This is a genomic window from Isosphaeraceae bacterium EP7, from assembly GCA_038400315.1.
Lineage (GTDB): Bacteria > Planctomycetota > Planctomycetia > Isosphaerales > Isosphaeraceae > EP7.
Genome location: CP151667.1, coordinates 6,774,907 through 6,794,151 on the forward strand (window position 1 = coordinate 6,774,907; position 19,245 = coordinate 6,794,151).

At 69.2% G+C, this 19,245-nt stretch carries 11 protein-coding genes and 1 riboswitch; of the genes, 7 read left to right on the forward strand and 4 right to left on the reverse strand.

The window, feature by feature from the left end:
- Positions 1–599: 599 nt before the first annotated feature.
- The 4 genes from EP7_RS26785 (at position 600) to EP7_RS26800 (ending at position 8,676) form a co-directional block, all read left to right on the forward strand.
- The gene (locus tag EP7_RS26785) at positions 600–3,572 is read left to right on the forward strand and encodes a mechanosensitive ion channel family protein (protein WP_463525318.1); all 2,973 of its coding nucleotides are present in this window, start codon (positions 600–602) and stop codon (positions 3,570–3,572) included.
- A 286-nt stretch (positions 3,573–3,858) separates the two neighbouring features.
- The gene (locus EP7_RS26790) at positions 3,859–4,875 is read left to right on the forward strand and encodes a DUF1559 family PulG-like putative transporter (protein ID WP_463525319.1); all 1,017 of its coding nucleotides are present in this window, start codon (positions 3,859–3,861) and stop codon (positions 4,873–4,875) included.
- A 195-nt stretch (positions 4,876–5,070) separates the two neighbouring features.
- Positions 5,071–6,063 carry a DUF1559 family PulG-like putative transporter gene (locus tag EP7_RS26795; RefSeq protein ID WP_463525320.1) on the forward strand — a complete coding sequence of 331 codons (993 nt, stop codon included), beginning with the start codon at positions 5,071–5,073 and terminating at the stop codon, positions 6,061–6,063.
- Positions 6,064–6,141: 78 nt separating this feature from the next.
- Complete coding sequence (locus EP7_RS26800; RefSeq protein WP_463525321.1) at positions 6,142–8,676, forward strand: bifunctional YncE family protein/alkaline phosphatase family protein; 2,535 nt, start codon at positions 6,142–6,144, stop codon at positions 8,674–8,676.
- Between the two features lie 139 nt (positions 8,677–8,815).
- On the opposite strand, the gene EP7_RS26805 is transcribed toward EP7_RS26800, so the two are convergent.
- From EP7_RS26805 to EP7_RS26820, 4 genes are all read right to left on the reverse strand, one after another.
- Complete coding sequence (locus EP7_RS26805; RefSeq protein ID WP_463525322.1) at positions 8,816–9,910, reverse strand: DUF3500 domain-containing protein; 1,095 nt, start codon at positions 9,908–9,910, stop codon at positions 8,816–8,818.
- 108 nt (positions 9,911–10,018) lie between these two features.
- Positions 10,019–12,034: a M48 family metallopeptidase gene (locus EP7_RS26810; RefSeq protein ID WP_463525323.1), complete on the reverse strand. Its 2,016-nt coding sequence runs from the start codon at positions 12,032–12,034 to the stop codon at positions 10,019–10,021.
- Positions 12,031–14,595 (reverse strand): tetratricopeptide repeat protein, encoded by a 2,565-nt coding sequence (locus EP7_RS26815; RefSeq protein WP_463525324.1) that lies wholly within the window; start codon positions 14,593–14,595, stop codon positions 12,031–12,033. The genes EP7_RS26810 and EP7_RS26815 overlap by 4 nt, the downstream gene beginning before the upstream one ends.
- A gap of 37 nt (positions 14,596–14,632) precedes the next feature.
- The gene (locus EP7_RS26820) at positions 14,633–15,598 is read right to left on the reverse strand and encodes an acyl-ACP desaturase (RefSeq protein ID WP_463525325.1); all 966 of its coding nucleotides are present in this window, start codon (positions 15,596–15,598) and stop codon (positions 14,633–14,635) included.
- Positions 15,599–16,070: 472 nt separating this feature from the next.
- Here EP7_RS26820 and EP7_RS26825 point away from each other — a divergent pair, with 472 nt between their 5' ends.
- The 3 genes from EP7_RS26825 to EP7_RS26835 all read left to right on the forward strand — a co-directional run bounded on the left by EP7_RS26825 (position 16,071) and on the right by EP7_RS26835 (position 19,134).
- Entirely contained in the window at positions 16,071–17,072 is a 1,002-nt protein-coding gene (locus EP7_RS26825; RefSeq protein WP_463525326.1) for a DUF3500 domain-containing protein, read from the forward strand.
- Positions 17,073–17,177: 105 nt separating this feature from the next.
- Positions 17,178–18,377: an L-2-hydroxyglutarate oxidase gene (lhgO, locus tag EP7_RS26830; protein WP_463525327.1), complete on the forward strand. Its 1,200-nt coding sequence runs from the start codon at positions 17,178–17,180 to the stop codon at positions 18,375–18,377.
- Between the two features lie 116 nt (positions 18,378–18,493).
- Positions 18,494–18,639, forward strand: a riboswitch (cyclic di-AMP (ydaO/yuaA leader).
- A 144-nt stretch (positions 18,640–18,783) separates the two neighbouring features.
- Positions 18,784–19,134: a hypothetical protein gene (locus tag EP7_RS26835; protein WP_463525328.1), complete on the forward strand. Its 351-nt coding sequence runs from the start codon at positions 18,784–18,786 to the stop codon at positions 19,132–19,134.
- The last annotated feature ends 111 nt before the right edge of the window (positions 19,135–19,245 follow it).

Consider the following 19,245-nt stretch of genomic DNA (forward strand, 5'->3'; position numbering starts at 1 on the left):
GGCTCGAACCCGCCACCGGCAAGCCGGTGTCAACCAAAGAAGTATCCCTATCCTGCACCACCGCCCTGTTGCGGAAACCGTGCGGGGAAGAAGCGACGAAAGGCTTTTCTGTTGCTCTACCGGGCTGAGCTACGCCCGACATACGTCGGACGGCGGGATTCGAACCCGCGACACACAGGGTGGATAAGTAACTCTCGCCTGCACCACCGCACGATGGTTCAAGTGGAGGGGGAAGAGGCGACCGAGGTTTTGACTGTTGCTCTATCCAATTGAGCTACACGGCCTTGCGACCGCGATCGGATTCGAACCGAGAACCCACAGTTCCGAAGTATCCCCGGACTGCACCACCCTCCGCGTTCTCTGAGGCCGATTGGCCCGCCGAGGTTCGCTGCTTGCGAAGCGAATCCGTGCGGCCCGTCGAGAGCGTGCGCGGAGCCCGTCAACTCATGGCGCGGGGCGCCGGATCACTCTTGCCGAGTTTCCCCGAATGAGTAACCTTGCTCGGCCAAGTCGGGCAGGCGCGCCCTCGCGGATTTCCGTCGTGTTGTTCCGGCACCGCCGCCCGCTTCGTGCCGCAACGCGAGGCAGGGAGGCCTTCCATGCTCGGCCACACGATGATCACCCAGATCGCCCTCATTGCAGCCTTGTTCGGCTCCCCGCCGGCTCAGGCCGGGAAGCCCGCCCCGATCGCGGCAACCGCCCCGGATCGGAAACCCGACGACTCCGCCCGGTGGAACGACCGCACGACCCCGCGCAAGACGCTGGAAACCTTCTACTTCGCCATCACGGGGTATGACCGGTCGACCGGGCTCATCGCCAACGCGATCGACTGCCTCGACCTTGAGGGCCTCGATCCGGAGATGCGTGAGCGGGACGCGGCCCTCCTGGCGCACCAGCTCGAATTCATCCTGAACCGCCAGTCCATCCCGCTTTACAGCATCCCCAATCGCCCCGAGGGCGATCGCGTGGTGCTCGACGAGGTGGCCGGGCAGCCGATCGCGCTGGCCCGCCAGCCCGACGGCAAGTGGCGATTCGATGCCGAGACCGTCGGGCGGATCGGCCGCCTCAGGAAGCTCGCCTCCGACGGCCAGCGCGCGGTGCAGGAGGCCAGGGCCAACATGGCCGAGGGCCGGACCGACCCGAACGCCACGATGCGCAGCTTCGCGGTGGCCGCGATGGGGCGGCGTGATTTCGCGATGGCCGCGCGGTGCCTGGACCTCTACGACATCCCGCCCAAGCTCCGCGCCGCCGAAGGCGCGCAGATGGCCCGCAAGCTCGCCTTCGTCATGCAGCGTTGCGGGTTCATGTTCTCCCAGGAAGTGCCGAACAACCCCGACGGCTATCGCTACGTCTGGCACTCCAACCATCGCGGCCGCATCATGATGGAACGGATCCGCCTGCCCGAAGGCAAGGATGCGTGGCTCTTCACCCGCGGCAGCTTGCGCAACCTCGACGCCCTGGTCGAGTCGTTCCGCCCCAAGATGCCCGACCCGCGCTATGCGACCCTCGGACTGGTCATCGGCGAGGACGTGCTGACGGCCGGCCGGGTGGCGAGGGTCCCCGCGCCGGCGGGCGTCCCGGCGAGCCTCGGCTCGCCCCGGAGGACCTTGCGCACGTTCCTGGAGTCGATGGACGAGCTGGAATTCGACGGGGATCGGTCGCGGGAACTCCTCGACTGCCTCGACCTCAGCTCGCTGCCGGAGGAGGGCCGGGCCAGCGTCGGGCTCCGGCTCGCTGCCAAGCTCGAGGCGGTGCTGCACCGGCTCCACGTCGATTTGATGACGGTGGCCGACACCTGGGAGGCCGACACGCTGGCCCTGGGCCGGGACACCGAGTGGCAGGTCACCCTCGCGCGGAGCAAGGATGGCGCCTGGCGGATCGACCGCGAGACCATCTCGCGGGTGCCCGACATGTTCGATCGGCTCACGCCCGAGGAGAAGGCCGCCCGCGAGCGGCGCTCGAACTTCCATTCGCCCCAGCAGGTGATGAGGACGCTCCTGCACGCCTCCGACGCCGGCGACCTCGACCTGGCCGCACGCTGCCTCGACCTCGACGATATCCCCCGAGGCGCCCGCGATGAGCTGGGCCCGATCCTGGCCTACAAGCTCAAATTCGTCCTCGACCGGATCGGCCGGGTGACCGTGGAGGAGATCCCCTCCGAGGCCGACGGCCCCCGCTATTACTACCACCGGGGCCCATTGGGCCGGATCGACCTGGTGAAGCGAGACAACGATCCGCGACGGGGCGACTGGCAGTTCTCCGGCGAGACCGTCGCACGCATCGAGACCATGTTCCGCGACGCGTCGGAACGGCCGCTCGCCCCGACGCTGGCGAAGGACAAGGCCGGCCGGCATGTCTTGTCGGCGGCCCTGCTCCCCTCGCTCTGGCTTCGAGGGCAGATGCCCCCCTGGCTGCGGAGCCCGGCGATGGGGCTCGAGCTCTACCAATGGATTGGCCTGGCGGGTGCCCTGATCGCCGGCGGGGTCGCGACCTGGGTGGCGCAGCGGGCGCTGGCGCGGGCCGCCTGCGTCGGGCTGAGGTGGGGAGGTTTCGAGCTTGGCCGTGAGATTGTCGGATCCAAGCTGCGGCCCATGGCGTTCCAGATCGGGCTGCTCTGCCTCTATCAGCTGTTCCGGCTGCTCGACCTTCCCTCGGCGGTCGTGGGCATCTCGATCCCGGCCGCGAAGGTGGCCTGGATCGGCCTGATGGCCTGGACGGCCATCCGGCTGATCGACCTCGGGATGCTCCTGTACGCGCGGAGCGAGCGGCTGCACGACCGCCGCAGCCTCAGCGACATGATCGTGCCCACGGCCGCCAACGGCATGAAGCTGGCCGCCATCGTGGTGGCCGCCTCGTTCCAGGTCTACCTGATCGGCAGTCGAGAGACCCTCACGCAGCTCCTGGCCGGCCTCGGGTTGGTCGGCCTGGCCGCGTCGCTCGCGGCGCAGGACACGCTGAAGAACTTCTTCGGGACGATGCTCCTGATCGGCGAGCACCCGTTCCGGATCGGCGAGCACGTCGCGGTCCAGGGCGTCGAGGGGACGATCGAGAGCGTCGGCTTCCGCTCGACCCGGCTGCGGACCTTCGAAGACTCGCTGCTGACGATCCCGAACTCGGTGATGGCCGCCGCGATGATCGACAACCGGGCCGCCAGGGCATCTCGCCGCTTCCGCACCGTGGTGTCGCTGGCCTACGGCACGCCGGTGGACAAGCTCGTGGCGATGCGCGATGCGCTGAGGGCGTTCGCAGCGAAGCATCCCAGGTTCATGCCCGACAAGGTCGAGGTCCACATCGGCGGCCTGGGCGCCAGCAGCGTCGAGCTGTTCGTCCAGGTCTTCTTCCGCGTGTCAACATTCACCGACGAGCTGGCCTGCCGCGACGAGTTCAGCCGCGAGGTCCTGACGCAGGCCGAGCGCCTCGGCGTCGAGCTGGCCTTCCCGACCCAGACGATCCACCTGGCCGCCTCGGAAGCCGAGCCCCGCACGGTCCCCCCGGGGCCGAAGCACCTCGGCCACTTCCGACAGGACGCATTCCTGAACACCAGGGGCGAGGGCAAGCCCAACGCCCTCTGACATTCGCGGGCCGTCGGCTTCTTCGTCAGCCCGGCGACGGGTTCGTCGAGGAGGCCGCCGCCCTTGAACTCCGGGCGATTGAGCCGTGGACATCGACTGATCCATTGATTGTTTTCAGCGCCGAGGAGATCCCCGGCCAAGCGACCCACGCGGCCCCGAGCGGAGCCGAGAGGCGAACCGACGCTTGCCCTCAAGGTCGGGCCCTCATTCACGAGACATTCATTAGGAGCCCCGGCCGCCAGGTCGCCATGATGTGCCCTCTTTGCACCAACCAGGAGGCTCATCCATGGCCAGACGCGGATTCACGCTCATCGAATTGCTCGTGGTCATCTCGATCATCGCCGTGATGATCGCCCTGCTCCTCCCGGCCGTGCAGGCCGCCCGGGAGGCCGCACGCCGCATCCAATGCACGAACAACATGAAGCAGCTCGGCCTGGGGGTGCACAATTACGAGGGCATCGCGGGGGCACTCCCGCCGGCGTCCGTCCTCGGCGGCTCGGGCACCGTCGTGTCCACCTGGATCGGCTGGAGCGTCCAGGGTCGCATCCTGCCGTTCATGGAGCAGGGCCCGATGTTCGCCGCCATCAACTTCAATCACTCGGGCGAGAGCCCTCAGAACACCACGGTGGCCAGCCAGGGGGTCTCCGTACTGCTCTGCCCTAGCGAGGTCGACCCCCGACCCGCCGCCGCGAACGTGGGACTCTCGAATGTCACGAATTACGGGTTCTGCATGGGCGACTGGTTCGTCTGGGGCGGCTTCCGAGGACCGGAGAACCGGAGCGCCTTCGGCCCCAATCGGAGTCGTCGCTGGGGGGACTTCGTCGACGGCCTGAGCAACACCGTCTTCGCCGCCGAGGGCAAGGCCAAGCAGCCCCTGTATCGCGACTGCGGAGGTCTCTCGCTCGTCAACAACCCCGCCGATGTTCCCGGCACCGAACGATCTCCACTCGAGGTCGTCCCGGAATATGCCGGGGGCGGCTGCGAGTACAAGACCGGGCACTCGGAATGGACTGACGGGCAGGCGCACCACACGGGCTTCACGACGGCCTGGACGCCGAACCGGCGTTCCGTAGGCTCCTCCCCAGCGGGAGAGGCGATCGACCTCGACATCACGGGCCAGCGGGAGAAGAAGGGCGGGCCGACCTTCGCGGCCATCACTGCCCGAAGCTATCACCCCGGCGGGATCAATACCCTGTTCGGCGACGGCAGCGTGCGATTCATCAAGGACGGCATCAGCGGGCCGACCTGGCGGGCCCTGGGGACGGTCGCCGGCGGCGAGGTCATCAGCTCCGACTCGTTCTGAGGCGAGACGCGCGCCCCGATCGTGCCGGTCGTGCCGACCCCGCTCGATCGAGCCCGGCACGGCGACAATCGGGGCCGGTTCAGCCCTTCGACGCCTCGACTTTACGAGAACTGCATCAAGTCGACATCTCGGAGTCCTATCCTGGGGACCGCCCGCCCCTACCGCGAAGCTTTCCCCCCCGCCGAGAGACCCTCCGTGAACGCACGCAAGATCCCGTCGATTCGCTCCGGCTTTACCCTGATCGAGCTGCTGGTGGTGATCTCGATCATCGCGGTGCTCATCGCGCTCCTGCTGCCCGCCGTCCAGTCCGCACGCGAGGCCGCTCGCAGGGCGCAGTGCACGAACAACATGAAGCAGCTCGGCCTGGCGATGCACACATTCGAGTCGGCCAACGGGTTCTTCACCCCGGCCGCGGTCACCGCGGCGTTCCCCAAGCTGGGCATCAACGTCGACGCCAGCGGCATGGCGCTGCCGACGGCCCAGCTGGTCTTGCACGGCTGGTCGGTCCTCCTGCTCCCCTTCGCGGAGCAGACGGCCCTGGCGAACAGCTACAACCTGACCCTCGATTATCGCAATCCCGGGAATTCGACGCTGATGACGACCCAGCTCAACCTCATGGCCTGCCCCTCCACGCCAACCCCCAATCGGATCGACACCCACAACTCCGGCGGGTTCCCTGGCTGGCGGGCGGCATGCGGCGACTATGCCCCGAACAATAGCGTGACGGCGACCCTGATCGACGCGGGCTTCGTCGCCCCGGGCGAATACGGCGGCGTGATGCAGGCCAATGTCGTGCGGACGATCGCCGAGATCACCGACGGGACGTCGAACACCGAGGTGATGGCCGAGGTCGCGGGGCGGCCCGATCGCTGGACGCGGGGCGGTAAGTTCGTCGCGTCCAATCTCCCCGGCTCCGCGCCCAGGATCCGCGTCTCGGGCGCCGGCTGGGCCGACCGGGATAGCCCCTACGGGCTGCACGGCTTCACGATGGACGGGGGGGCCAACCCCGGCCCGTGCCACACGAACTGCACCAATGCCAACGAGGTCTTCAGCTTCCACCCCGGCGGCGCGAACAACCTGTTCGCCGATGGCTCGGTCCACTTCATCAAGGAAACCGCGGCGATCCAGGTCTACGCTAACATGATCTCACGCGCCGGCGGCGAGATCATCTCCGCGGACTCCTTCTGACCGGGGATCGGGCCCGACGGCCGTCGACCTTCTCTCGAACGAACTGACATCCGCGTTCGCCCCCCAAGAAAGAAGCCGATGCCCAAGCCTACGCGCCTCCAAGCCGCCGCGTTCGCGCTGGCGGCCACCCTGGCCATCCCGCTGCTGGCCCAGGAGAAGCCCCGGACGGCGGGCCCCGTCGATGGGGGATACCTGCTCCCCAACGGCTGGACCATCACCCCCGCCGGCGATCAGGTCGTACTGCCCGACCTGACGCTCAACGTCCTGCCCCTAGCCGACGGCAAGCACGCGCTGGTCACCTCCAACGGGTACAACGACCACGATCTCAGCCTGGTCGACCTGGCCGGGAAATCGGTCGTCGCCCGCCAGAACGTCCGCGAGAGCTGGTTCGGCCTGGCCCACGACCCGTCGACCGGCCGCATCTGGTGGGCTGGCGGTGGGAACGGGATGCGCCACGCATTCTCGCTCAAGGGGCGTGAACTGGCGCGGACCGGCCCCGACGAGCCCGACACCTCCGGGCTGACCAAGAAGGAGAGGGCCGCGCGGCCCAAGAGCTTCCAGGGCGGGATCACCTTCGACCCGGCCAGCAAGATCCTCTATTCGCTCGACGTCGACGCGGCGACGCTCACCGCCGTCGACACCGACGGCAAGGCGACCGAGCGGACCGCCCCGATCGGCGGGAAGCCCTATGACCTGGCCGTCGCCCGCAATGGCTCGCGGCTCTATGTCTCCGACTGGGCCGGGCGGGCCGTGCTCGCGATCGACCCGGCCGACCTCCGCGTGGTCGCCCGGATCGGCGTCGGCGAGCACCCCAACCAGATCGCCCGCCACCCCAAGGACGATCGCCTGTTCGTCGCCTGCGCGTCGAGCAACACCGTCTCCGTGATCGACACGACCAAGGGGACCGTCATCGAGACGATCTCGACCAGCCTCTTCCCCCGGTCGCCCGAGGGGAGCACGCCCGACGCGCTGGCCGTCAGCCCCGACGGCGAGACGCTCTACGTCGCCAATGCCGACAACAACTGCGTGGCCGTCATCGACGTCGCCGTGCCGGCCAAGAGCGGGATCAAGGGATTCATCCCCACCGGCTGGTATCCGACCTCGGTCGCCGTCACGCCCGACGGCAAGACCTTGCTCGTCGGGGTGGGCAAGGGGAACCAGACCAAGGCCAACCCGTTCTTCGCCGACCTGCCGAAGAAGGACGATGACCTCGCCCCCAAGGCCAACGACGACCGGCCCAAGGGGAAGAAGGCCGCGACTCGGCCTTTCCCGCACATCGGCACCACCCTGTCGGGCGCACTGTCGATCGTGGCGATCCCCGACGAGAAGCAGTTGGCGACCTACACCGAGCAGGTCTACAAGAATTGCCCCTACTCCGACGATCTGCTGACCAACGCCCCCTACGCCGGCAAGACGGCGATCCCGACGAAGGTCGGCGACCCATCGCCGATCAAGCATGTCATCTACATCATCAAGGAGAACCGGACCTACGACCAGGTCTTCGGCGATATCGAGAAGGGTAACGGAGACCCCAAGCTGGTGATGTTCGGCCGCGAGATCACGCCGAATCACCACAAGCTGGCCGAGGAGTTCGTCCTGCTCGACAACCTCTACTGCAACGGCCAGGTGTCGCGCGACGGCCATCCCTGGTCGACGATGGCTTATAACACCGACTACATCGCCCGCGACTGGATGCTGACCTACTCGCGTCGCGAGGGGATCGATGACGACGACGAGGGGAACCTGACGAAGGCCCCGTCGGGCTACATCTGGGACGCCTGCGCACGGGCAGGGCTCACCTACCGCAGCTATCGCGAGGCCGGCAAGCGCGTCAGCGAGCCCGACGGGTCCGTCAAGTTCGAGGCCGCCGTGCCCGGGCTGGTCGGCCACATGGCCCCCGAGTTCGGCATCCCCAAGGTCGCCGGCCAGCGCGACCGCGACACCGACAACGTCGAGGCCTTCCTCCGAGAATTCCGCCAGTTCGAGGCGGACGGCAAGCTTCCTCGCTTCATCGTGATGAGCCTTGGCGAGGATCACACCTCGGGGACCACGCCCGGCGCCTTCACCCCCCAGGCGTGCGTGGCCAGCAATGACCTGGCACTCGGCAAGCTGGTGGACGCGGTCAGCAAGTCGTCCTACTGGAAGGAGACGGCGATCTTCGTCATCGAGGACGACGCCCAGAACGGCGCCGATCACGTCGACGCGCACCGGACCGTCGGCCTGGTGATCAGCCCCTACACCAAGCGGAAATACGTCGACAGCTCGCAGTACCAGACCGTCAGCATGATCCGCACCATGGAGCTGATCCTGGGACTGCCTCCCCTGAGCCAGTTCGACGCCGCCGCGCGGCCGATGTTCGAGTCGTTCACCGATGCGGCCGACCTGTCACCCTACGACCACCTGCCGGCCCGCATTGACCTGGAGGCGAAGAACTCCCCCCTGGCCTACGGCGCCGATCGGTCGGCGAAGATGGATTTCAGCGAGTACGACCGCATCGACGACTTCGAATTGAATGAGATCCTCTGGCACGCGGTCAAGGGGCCCGAAGCCCCGCAACCCCCCGCGGTCCGGAGGGCGATCGCTTACCGGCCGCTCCGCAAGGACGCACGCTGAGGCGAAACTCGAAGCGTCGGCGACCCGCGACGATCTGGAAGGATCTTGGTGACTCGCCTCCCCTCGATGACTTCAAACCGAAGACGCCGCAGGATTCAGATCCTGCGGCGTCTTCTTGTTTATGCGACGGGCCGTATGGTCACTTCGCGTGGCCGTGGTCGGCCGAGGCGCCCTCGTAGTGACCCTTGAGGATGTCCTCGCCGAAGTCGCCGTCGAAGTCGCGCCAGACGCTGTGGATGTGGTTGGCGTTGCCCTGGGTGTTGTCGTACTCGATCAGGAACGTCGGCCCCTGGATCCGGTAGTAGTGCTTCTCGCCGGGCTCCAGGCCGCCGGCCCAGGCGAATCCGACCTTGTCGACCCCCGCCTTGAGGATCTTGGCCAGGTCGCGCGCGGCCAGCTCGGGGCGCAGGCGTTCGGCGTAGAGGACGACCAGCTCGTTGAGCTGCGCCTTCTGGTCGTCGGTCAGGTCGGCCATCAGGATGCCGGCGGGCTCCAGCGGGCTGGCCTTGCGCGAGGCCATCGAGATGATGTCGGTGGGCGCAACCTCCAGGATGATCGCCTTCTTGCGACGGGCCTCGTCGAGCGACTTGACGAGGGCGCGGCCCAGATCCTCTTCCTCCGCGAGGGCTCGGAGCCCCTTGCGGGCACCTTCCTTGACCTGGCCGGGGTTGCTGCCCATGAAGGTGGGGCCGCCGGCAACGCCCTTGTCGCCCACGATCGTGAAGTTCAGGGCCAGGTGGTGCCCCTCGAACCGCCAGCCCCAGGGCTGCTTGGGGTCGGTGGAGCCGGGGGTGCCGAAGAGGTTGAAGAAGTAGAGCTCGGGGTCGCGGGTCGGGCCCTTCCCCTGCTCCAGGTCGAAGAGGATCTTCTCCAGGCTGATAATCGTCTCGGCCCGGATGAACCCGCGCTGGCTCAGGCCGCTGGCCAGCAGCCCCTGCGCCAGGGCGTGCTGCTCGCTGGACATCTCCTTAATCGGGAGCCCCTTGCGGGCCCTGGGGATGAAGTGCCAGTCGTGCCGCAGCGGGTCGCCGAACTCGAAGCCAATCTTGGACCGCTGCTCGGGCGAGAGCGAGGCCAGGAGATTATTCGCCGCCGCCGCCATCTCGCGGCCCGCCTTCGCGGCCGGGGTCTCGTGCTTGTGGGCGCCAGGCCCGTCGTGGGCCATCGCGGGTCGGGCCGCGGGCAGGGCCCCCGCGATCGCCAGGGCGAGGAGTAGGGATCGAGAACGAGTCATCGCCGAGGTTCCTGGGTCAGGGGTGGATGGAACTCACATCGGCCCCCCATCGTACCGCGACGGTCGCCGATGTCACCCCGTGCGACCCCGCCGGGCCTTCGATGCGCGTCACGCCGGGCCTTCCCCGTTCGTCCGGAGAGGGGGAACGGGCGGCGGCTCCGGGTCAGCCGGATGAATGCGCGAACCGGGCAGGCGTTCCACCTTGCGGCCGAGCTTGCCGAAACTGCCGGTGCGGGAGACGACCAGCACCTGGCCGGGCAACTGCACCTTCGGGACGAGCGCCCTGACGAGTGCGGCGTCTCGGTCGGCGTCGCCAATACCCCAGCGACCGTGGATGGATCGGACGGCCAGGACGAACAGGGGGCGGTCGGGGAAGTGCCGCACGGCCTTCCTCGCGAGCCAGGCGCCCGTGCAGTCGCGCCGCGAGGCCAGCAAGGCGACCAGTGCCGCGGTCGTCTCGGCGGGGAGGCCGTGCGGCAGGAAGGCGTCGCCGGCGCCGATCGTGGCGCGCTCGGCCTGCGCCTTCTCGACGTCGGCCTCGTGGCGATCGAGCCGATCCCGGACGTCGCGAAGTCGGTCGACACGGCCCGAGGCGCGGTAGTGCTGCTCCAGGGCCCGGCATGCGGCCGGCGTCCACTGCTCGTCGGCCGAGTCGGCGACGGCCCAGAGGAGGCGTTCTCCCTCCTCGGGGTCGCCGAGTTCCAGGAGCCGCTGGCCGAGCAAGGCGCCCGCCCCCGCGTGGCCCGGGGCCCGGCCAAGAAGCTGGCGGAGCATCGGCTCGGCCGCCGCCAGGCCGCGCAGGTCGGCGACCTCGCGGGTCGAGACCCAGAGCGCGGCGAGTTCATGGGGTCGCGCCGGTACCTGCGCGGGGACCATCGGGGCCCCGTCCCCGGCGACGACGGATGTCTCGGCCGCGGCCGTGTTGGTGCGGGGCTCGGCCTTGGCGCGTCTGTGCCGCTCGCGCCAGGAGGCACGCTCCTGGTCCCTCCATCGCTCGGACTGCTCGCGGGTCAGGCGATCGAGGTCGGGCCCCAGCAAGGTCACGGCCGACGGCGCCGGCGCGTCGGCCGCGAAGACCAGGCCGAGGATTTCCTCGCGGGGCCGCCCCAGAGCCAGTGCCCGATCGAAAAATGAAGGGTGTGAATCGTCCAGGACGGTCCGACGGCCCAGGGCCCTCTCGGCCCAGCGTCGCGCATCGGCCGAAGAGGGCGTGCGGAGCATGGCGTCGCGGAGCCTATTCATGACGTCGCCCGGGGGCTCGGCGATCTCCGCGACGGTGCGATGCAGGTCGGGCCAGAATCGTTCGTAGACCAGCGGGCCCAGGCATTCCAGACGCCAGAGCGACGAGACCACCGCGTCGCGGCCGGCGACCTCCGAAGCGAGCCGGTCGGCCTGGAATTCATGGTGCCGCGAGAGCACCAGGGAGCGGGCCTCGAGGCGCGGCCAGTACCAGCCGACGAAGGTCGACGCGGCCCAATGCGTGGCCTTGCGGACGTGCCCCGCCCCGGGCGACTGGAGCCGCTCGAAGAGCGTCGCCCACATCAGGTACAGCCGAAAAATCCGGGCGCCACCCCGGCCGTGGCGGGCCGAGAGGTGGACGAACTCGTGCGCCAGGACCGCCCGGAACTGCTCGGGAGAGAGGGCCATGAGCAGCGGGAGCCCGACCTCCAGGCTCGTCCTGGGCCAGCCGAAGATGCCCAGACGGGGGACCTCCCGCACGCTGGCGTTGAGGTCGCAGGAGAGCCGGACCTCGCCGAAGGATCGGCCGCCCATGTCGCGGCGGAGCGAGTCGAGCATCGAGGCCAGCTCGGGCGCCTCGCCGGCGGCCAGGGCCCGTCCCTCGGGCGGCGGGGCCTCGACGAGCAGGAAGATCCCGGCCTGCGAGATCGCAAACAGGGCGATCGCCACGCCGAGGGCCAGCAGGAACAGGCCGCCGGGCGGCTCGACGACGACCCCCGCGACGAAGGTCGACGCGGCCAGGCCGAAGAGCAGGAGCAGCCAGGCCGCCACGACCGACTGGCCGAGGCGGACCCAGCCGGTCGTCGACCGCTCGAGCGCCGCGGGCCGGCCCGCATAACGCTCGTCGACCCGACGCAGGAGCGAATGGAAGTTCCCCCGGCTCATGGCTTCGCGGCGGCCTCCCCACGGATGACACGCTGGATCAGCAAATAAGGGGGCAAGCGAAGGACATTGAAGCGGGCGGCCTCGCGCAAGTACTCGCCACGCATCTCGGGGAATCGCGAGGCCAGCAGTGCCAGGGTCACGGCCTTCTCGCCGGGCGCGAGAAAGATCCGATCGATCTGGTCGAGCGGCGGCGGGGTGTCGGCGGCCAGCAGCGAGGCGGCCTTGCGGTCGTCGTCGGTCTGGGGCTTCAGCAGGGCGCGGGCCTTCTCCCTCCAGGCGGCGGCCTCGTCGGCCTTCCCCTCCAGGGCCAGGCCCAGCGAGACGGCCGCGAGGGTCCAGGGCTCGTCGATCTTGGCCATCTCCGGGTCGGCCGCCACTTCGGAGGCGCGGCCCGCCGCCGCAAGGGCCTGGGCGCGGATCATGAGGCCGACGGCGGGGGAGCCGATGAGCGAAGAAATCGCCTCGTCGAGCCGGTCGGCCTGATAGAGGGCGAACGCCCCGACGATCGGCACGAGGCCCGCGCGGGCCTCGATGGGGAGCCGGGCAACCCAGGCCGACTTCTCGGCCTCGATCGCCTCGGGATGACCCGAGGCCGCCAGGGCATCGAAGAGGGAGATGACCGTGGAGGGGTCGACCGGCGAGGCGGCGAGCTTGGCGCGGTACTCGGCGACCAGGGCCTCGGCCTGGCCGAGCGCCATCCTCGCCGTGTGGATCGGCCTGTCGAGCTGGCCGTCGGTCAAGTTCAGCTCCCGGGCCTTCTGCAACTCGGCCAGGGCTTCCTCCCAGCGGCCGACGTTCAGGGCCCTCATCCCTCGGGCCATGAACGGCCAGGGGAGGAGCGGATCGGCGGCCGTCGACCGGCGGTAGAAGTCCAGTGCGCGGGCGTCGTCGTCCTCGACCCGTCCCCGCAGATAGAGCAGCGCCGCGCTGTTGGGGTCCTTGGCGAGCAGGGCGTCGTAGTCGGCGGCCATCCCCGCCGGGCCGCCTTCGTGCTCGGCCAGGCTCTGGTAGGCTCGATGCCAGCGGATGGACAGCGGGCGGCGGCCCAGGCCGGACTTGAGGAAGGCCACGGCGCGGGCGCGATGGGCCGGGATGGTGAAGGAGAGATAAACATTCATGAGCGAGACGTCGTCGGGGCTGCGCCCGAGCCGCTTCTCGACGAAATCGAGGGCGCCGGCCCGGTCGGTCTCCGCGAGGGCCTGCGCGACGGAGCTGTCCTGGCCCTGGATCCGGCGGACGGCCACCTTCTCGACCTCGCCCTTACGCCTCTCGGTCCTGAGGCTGTCGGGGGGCTCCTCGAAGGGGTAGTCGACGTGCGGCAGGGAGAGGAACGGCTTGCCGACGACCAGGGAGTGCTCCGCCGGCCGGGGGTTGGCCGAGTAGTAGAGCGTCATGACGTCAAAGGCCGCCTCGCCGCCGGGGTTCAGGGCCCAGAAAGGCGTATGCGTCCAGCGTTCGAAGAATCCGGACGTGAGTTCGATCTCATGCGTCTCGTCGACCGCGCCGCCGACGGAGAGGCGGTGGCGGCCCTCGGCCACGTGGACCTCCCCCAGCTCGCCCGCCACGGTCGACGGCGGGCCTCCGTCGACCCGGATCTGCACCGGGGCGCCGCTGGCGTTGACAACCCGGATGAGACGGTGGGTGCGAATATATTGATTGCTCACCGCCAGCCCGGCCGCGGCGAGCGCCAGGGCGGTCGCGGCCTTGGCCAGGTTCCTCTGGCCCTTGGTGTAGGGCGAGCCCTCGGCGCGGAAGAGGCCGCGCAGTGAGTGCTTCCGCGGGGGGAGCAGCGACCCGGGGCGGCGGCCCGCCTTCTCGGAGCGGCGGACCAGGTCGCGGAAATCGGGCCGCTGGCCCAGGTGGGGGGCCTCGCGCAGCAGGATGGAGGAGAGGTCCAGGGCCTCGTCGTGCCGCCCCGCCGCCTGGAGATTCGTCGCAAGCTGGTAGAGAGGCCCGAGGTCATGCTGGCGGCCCGCGCCCGGCTCCTCCAGGACGTCGAGCAGGCGCCTGGCCTCGTCGAGGTCCCCGCCGGCCATCTTCATCGCGGCGACGCCGATGCGTGCCTCGGGCAGGTCGGGCTCCAGGGCGAGGGCCTCCGCGTGCAGCCGGGCCCACTCGTCGTAGGACGCCACCTGCCGCATGTGTTCCGCCAGGGCCGACCGAAGCCGCGCGTCGCCGGGGAAGCGCACGAGCACCTGGCCGCGGAGGTCGGCCGCCTGGTCATGGTCGTGGAAGGAGAGGAACCGGGCGTGCGCCTCGATGGCCGCCTCGGGCGTCCCCTCGCGGCGATATCGCTCCAGGCTGCCCGAGGTCTGGAGCTGGCGGGCCTGCTCGTACTTGTCCGCGGACGCCGCCATGTGCCGGCGGCACGACGGGCATTCGTCGATGATCCGCTTGCGACCCAGGGGGATCACCGGGATGAAGACGACCACGAACCAGAGTCGAGTCAGGTAGGATTCCAGGGCCCCCACCCGCCCGCATGAGTGGCAAGGGGCGGTCCGCGTCGACCGTTCCTTCTTGCCGTAATAATGAGTCCCGACACCGTTATATGTTATGGGCATCGACCTGGATCTCGGGGGCCTCGGCTCGTCGGCGATATCAGGCCTTGCGGCCGTGGAGCCAGGAGAAGCTGGTGGTGGGCCGAGACTCGGCCATGGCGGCGATCTCGCTGGCGAGCAGCTCGTAGCGCTCGGGCTGCTTGCAGAGATACTCCTGCGCCTTGGCCGCCTTGCCCGAGACGGAGAGGTTGGGGATGTCCCAGACCCGGTTCAGGTGGCGGATGATCCCGGCGTAGTCCAGGGTGGTGTAGACGCCGGTGCGCTGGGTGATGGCGGCGTAGTGGCCGAAGAGGCCGGGGTCGACGTCGTCCCTCATGCTGCGCCCGGGCATCGAGACGAGGCCCTTGAGGATCGACCGGTAGGCGAGGACCCCCTCTTCGGGGTCGTTCTTCATGACCTCGCCGATGACCCGGGTGTAGAAGGCCTCGTGGCGGGTCTCGTCGATGGCGATCTTGCGGCAGATCTTGGAGAGATTCTCGTCGCCCCGGCACTCCGCGAGCTTGGCGACGTTGGCGTGGGTGATGCGGGTGGCTCGTTCCTGGAAGGCGGTGTAGATGAGCCCGGCGTAGTCGTTGTCGTGGTGCCCGGTGGTGAAGCCGCTGCGGATGAGGTTGTGGATCGTCCGCTCGATGGACCTCATGTCGACCCGGCCGCTGATCCTGAGATAGGTGTTCAGCAGGTCGCCGTGGCGGTTCTCCTCGGCGGTCCAGCCGCGGAGCCAGTGGGCCCAGGGGGTCTCGCCGACGCCGGACGGATCGTTGACGAGCCTGGCCAGCGAGACGGCATAATTTGGCAGGGCTTCTTCGGTGATCGTGTTGCCGACGAGCACGACGAGCAGGTCGTCGGGCAGTTCGTCGGCCGCGGAGCGGAAGGCCTCGAGCTGCTCTCGCCAGTCCGCGGCGGAGAAGTCGGGGAGAAAGTCGGTCGGTTGCCAGGCCTGCTTCACCTCGGCCAGTAGCGTCAGATTCTCCCCGACGAATTCCTGCAGATTGGCGATGACGTTCACGTGGTGGGCCTTCCGGGCGTACGGCACTGGGACCGCAGGATGGATAAGTCGAGGGCGCACCGACGGCCGGACCTGGCCGGGGCGTCCTCTGCTCTCGAGACGGATCACGGCGTGCCATCGAGATTTGAAGCCCGGCGATCCCCCGAAATTCGAGGTCGCCCGCGGCGGCCGATGGCGCAGCCCTACCCAATAGTCGCATCGCTGGGCATTGCGGTCGAGCCGTTTTTCCGGGGGAATCTCCGATCGGTGCCGGACTCGACGTCGGGTACGGAAGATGGCGAACTTGGGGTAAGGATCCGGGCCGGAATGAGGCCTCGGATGGGCCGGACGGTTTCGCCGGGGGCCGACCTCGCCTATCATCGAGGCGCCAGGCGGCCCCCGGACGGCCGCCTCGGGGCACGCGGCGGGGCAGACCCCCGGACCGGCGGCGTGCCTCGCCACGGTCCCGACCTTCCCCCTCCCGGAGCTGCCGATGCGGCGGATGACCCTCGCCCTGACCTTGATGGCCCCCCTCCTGGCCGTGGCCCCGGCCCCCTCGGCGCGGGCCGATGAGATCGGCTCGGCGATGGCCGACGCGGCCTCGCGGTTCCTCGGGGTCCTGGACGATGCCCAGCGATCGCAGGCCGCCTTCGCCTTCGACAGCCCCGAGCGATTCAACTGGCACTGGATCCCCAGGCCCCGTAAAGGCTTGCCAATCAAGAGCTTGAAGCCCGAGCAGCGGGCCCTGGCCTTCGGCCTGCTCGACACCGGCCTGTCGACGAAGGGGATGATCCGGGCGACCACGATCATGAGCTTCGAGGAGATCCTCCGCGTCGAGGAGCACGGCACCGGGCCCGTCCGCGACCCCGAGCTGTATTATGTCAGCGTCTTCGGCATCCCCTCCAATGGCGGCGAATGGGGCTGGCGGGTCGAGGGGCATCACCTGGCCCTGAACTTCACGGTGCGCGACGGCAAGGTCGTCTCGGCCACCCCGTTCATGTTCGGGTCCAACCCGGCGAAGGTGAAGTCGGGCCCCAGCAAGGGGTTGCGCAACCTGGCCGAGATCCAGGAGCCGGCCTACGCGCTCGCCGCCTCGCTGACCGAGGACCAGCGCAAGGCCGCCGTCATCAGCCAGGTCGTCCCCGAGGTCACCGTCACCCCGAACTCGGCCACGCCCAAGCTCGACGCCCCCCAGGGCATCTCCGGCGACGCCCTCACCTCGGACCAGCGTCTGCTCCTCATCAAGACAATTAAGGCGTATTACGCCAACTTCCCCGAGTCGATCCGCGACGAGATGACCACGCGGCTGGGCGACGGCGAGACGGGCTACCACTTCGCCTGGTTCGGCCCGATCGACCCCGAGAAGCCGCACGCGTTCCACGTCCAGGGGCCGGCGCTGTACATCGACTTCAATGATGAGCAGAACCAGGCCAATCATATTCATACGTTCTACCGGAGCGTCGTCGGCGACTTCGGCTTGCCCGCGGGGAACTGAGCCGTCAGCATGGGCCCCGGCCCGGCCGACCCCGACCTCGGGGGGCCGGGCCCGCAGATCACCCGGATGGACCCGACCAGACGCGCCTTGGATTGAAGGATCGAGATGATTTCGACGGACGTGGCGATCATCGGCGGCGGCATCGTCGGCCTGGCGACGGCTTATCAGTTGACCCGCGAGCGGCCGGGCACCCGGGTGGTGGTCCTGGAGAAGGAGAGCGGCCTGGCCCGCCACCAGACCGGGCACAACTCGGGCGTGCTGCACTCGGGGATCTACTACAAGCCGGGCTCCCTGAAGGCCGTCAATTGCCGCGAGGGCAAGGCCCTGATGGAGGCCTTCTGCGCGGCCGAGGGGATTTCCTACGACATCTGCGGCAAGGTGATCGTGGCGCTGGGAGACTCGGACCTGCCGGCCCTGGAGCGGATCTTCGAGCGCGGCAAGGCCAACGGCGTGGTGTGCGAGGTCGTGGGCAAGGAGCGGCTGGCGGAACTTGAGCCGCACTCGGCCGGCATCAAGGCCATCCACGTCCCCGAGGCCGGGATCGTCGACTACGTGCAGGTCTGCGAGCGGATGGCCGACCGCGTCCGCGAGCGTGACGGCCAGGTGCTCACGTCGGCACGCGTGCTGAAGATGGATCGGAAGGCCGACCGGGTGGTGCTGACGACGGAGGCCGGCGAGGTCGAGGCCGCCCAGGTGGTCAACTGCGCCGGGCTGCAATCCGACCGCGTCACGGCGCTGGGGGGCCAGAAGCCCGACGCCAAGATCATCCCGTTCCGGGGCGAATACTACGAGCTGAAGCCCGAGGCCCACCACCTCTGCAAGACCCTGATCTACCCGGTGCCCGACCCCTCGTTCCCGTTCCTGGGGGTACACTTCACCCGCCTGATCGGCGGCGGCGTCGAGTGCGGTCCCAATGCGGTGCTCGCCCTGGCCCGCGAGGGTTACGGCAAGACCGACTTCAACCTGGCCGACATGGCCGAGACCCTCACCTACCCCGGCTTCCTGCGGCTGGCGGCGAAGTTCTGGAGGACCGGCCTGGGCGAGATCTGGAGGTCGGCCAGCAAGGCCGCCTTCGTCCGCGCACTCCAGCGCCTGGTCCCCGAGATCAGGGCCGAGCACCTCGTCGCCGTCCCCGCCGGCATCCGCGCCCAGGCCGTCACGCCCGACGGTGCCATGGTCGACGACTTCCTGATCCAGGAGGCCGACCGCATCATCAACGTGAACAATGCCCCCTCGCCGGCGGCCACCGCGTCGCTGAACATCGGCCGGACGATCGTCGGCCGGCTGGTGCCCCGGCTCGACTGATCCGGGCGAGGTCCCGAGCTGGGTTCGAAACATCTCGATTCTCCCTTCCCGGTTGCGGGACTCTCTTGACAGGGTGTCGGAGGTCGGATTTAGAATGATGCGGTCCGCAAGGACAGGTTGAGTGATCGCCGAATCCCCGGGCAGGGACCCGGGGAGCGGGGGACCCAAATTCGTGGGGCGAATCGCGTCGGACTGGACGCGACGGGGCACCTTCGGCTCCGAGCCCGTCAGCTAACCTCGCAGGCGTCCGGAGGGAGACAGCAGCCGGCGTTTTTGTTCTCGCCGGCGTCGACCGGAGGTCCGGTCGACTCCCACGCTCAACTCGCCCCGAACTGGGCCGTCGTTCGCCGTGCATCCTTGCGCCCCCAACCGGGCGTTGAGCACGCCGGCGGTGCGGATGGCGAGCATGCGACCGCAATGGCGAGGGGTCCTGACCGCGTCCGCACTGGCGGCGCTGGGCATCGGCGCGCTGGCGTCGCTAGGACCGTGGCAGTGGCTGACGGCGATGACGCTGATGACCATGGAACTGATGGCCGGCTCCCTGCGAGGGGCCTGGGATCGATCGGGGCCCGGCCCCCGCTCGCGGGCGAACCCGCCGCCTGCCGAAGCCCCGGCCTCGAAAGCCCCCCTACCCCGTCGTGATCCGTCCCGCTTCCGGTTCCGATTCCGCCGGCCGACCGGGGCCCCCGGCCCCCGGATCAGGCCCAGGCGCGTCACCCGCCGGGGCCGGGGCGGAGGATTCGTCTCGCCCGCGTGAGCATGGCCGGGTTTTCCACGAATCATGCCGCGCTCGGGCCCCTCGCTTCGAAACCGAGCGGCACCCGGCACCCACCCCGGGGAGGGATTTTCCGCGTCCGGATTGAGAAAG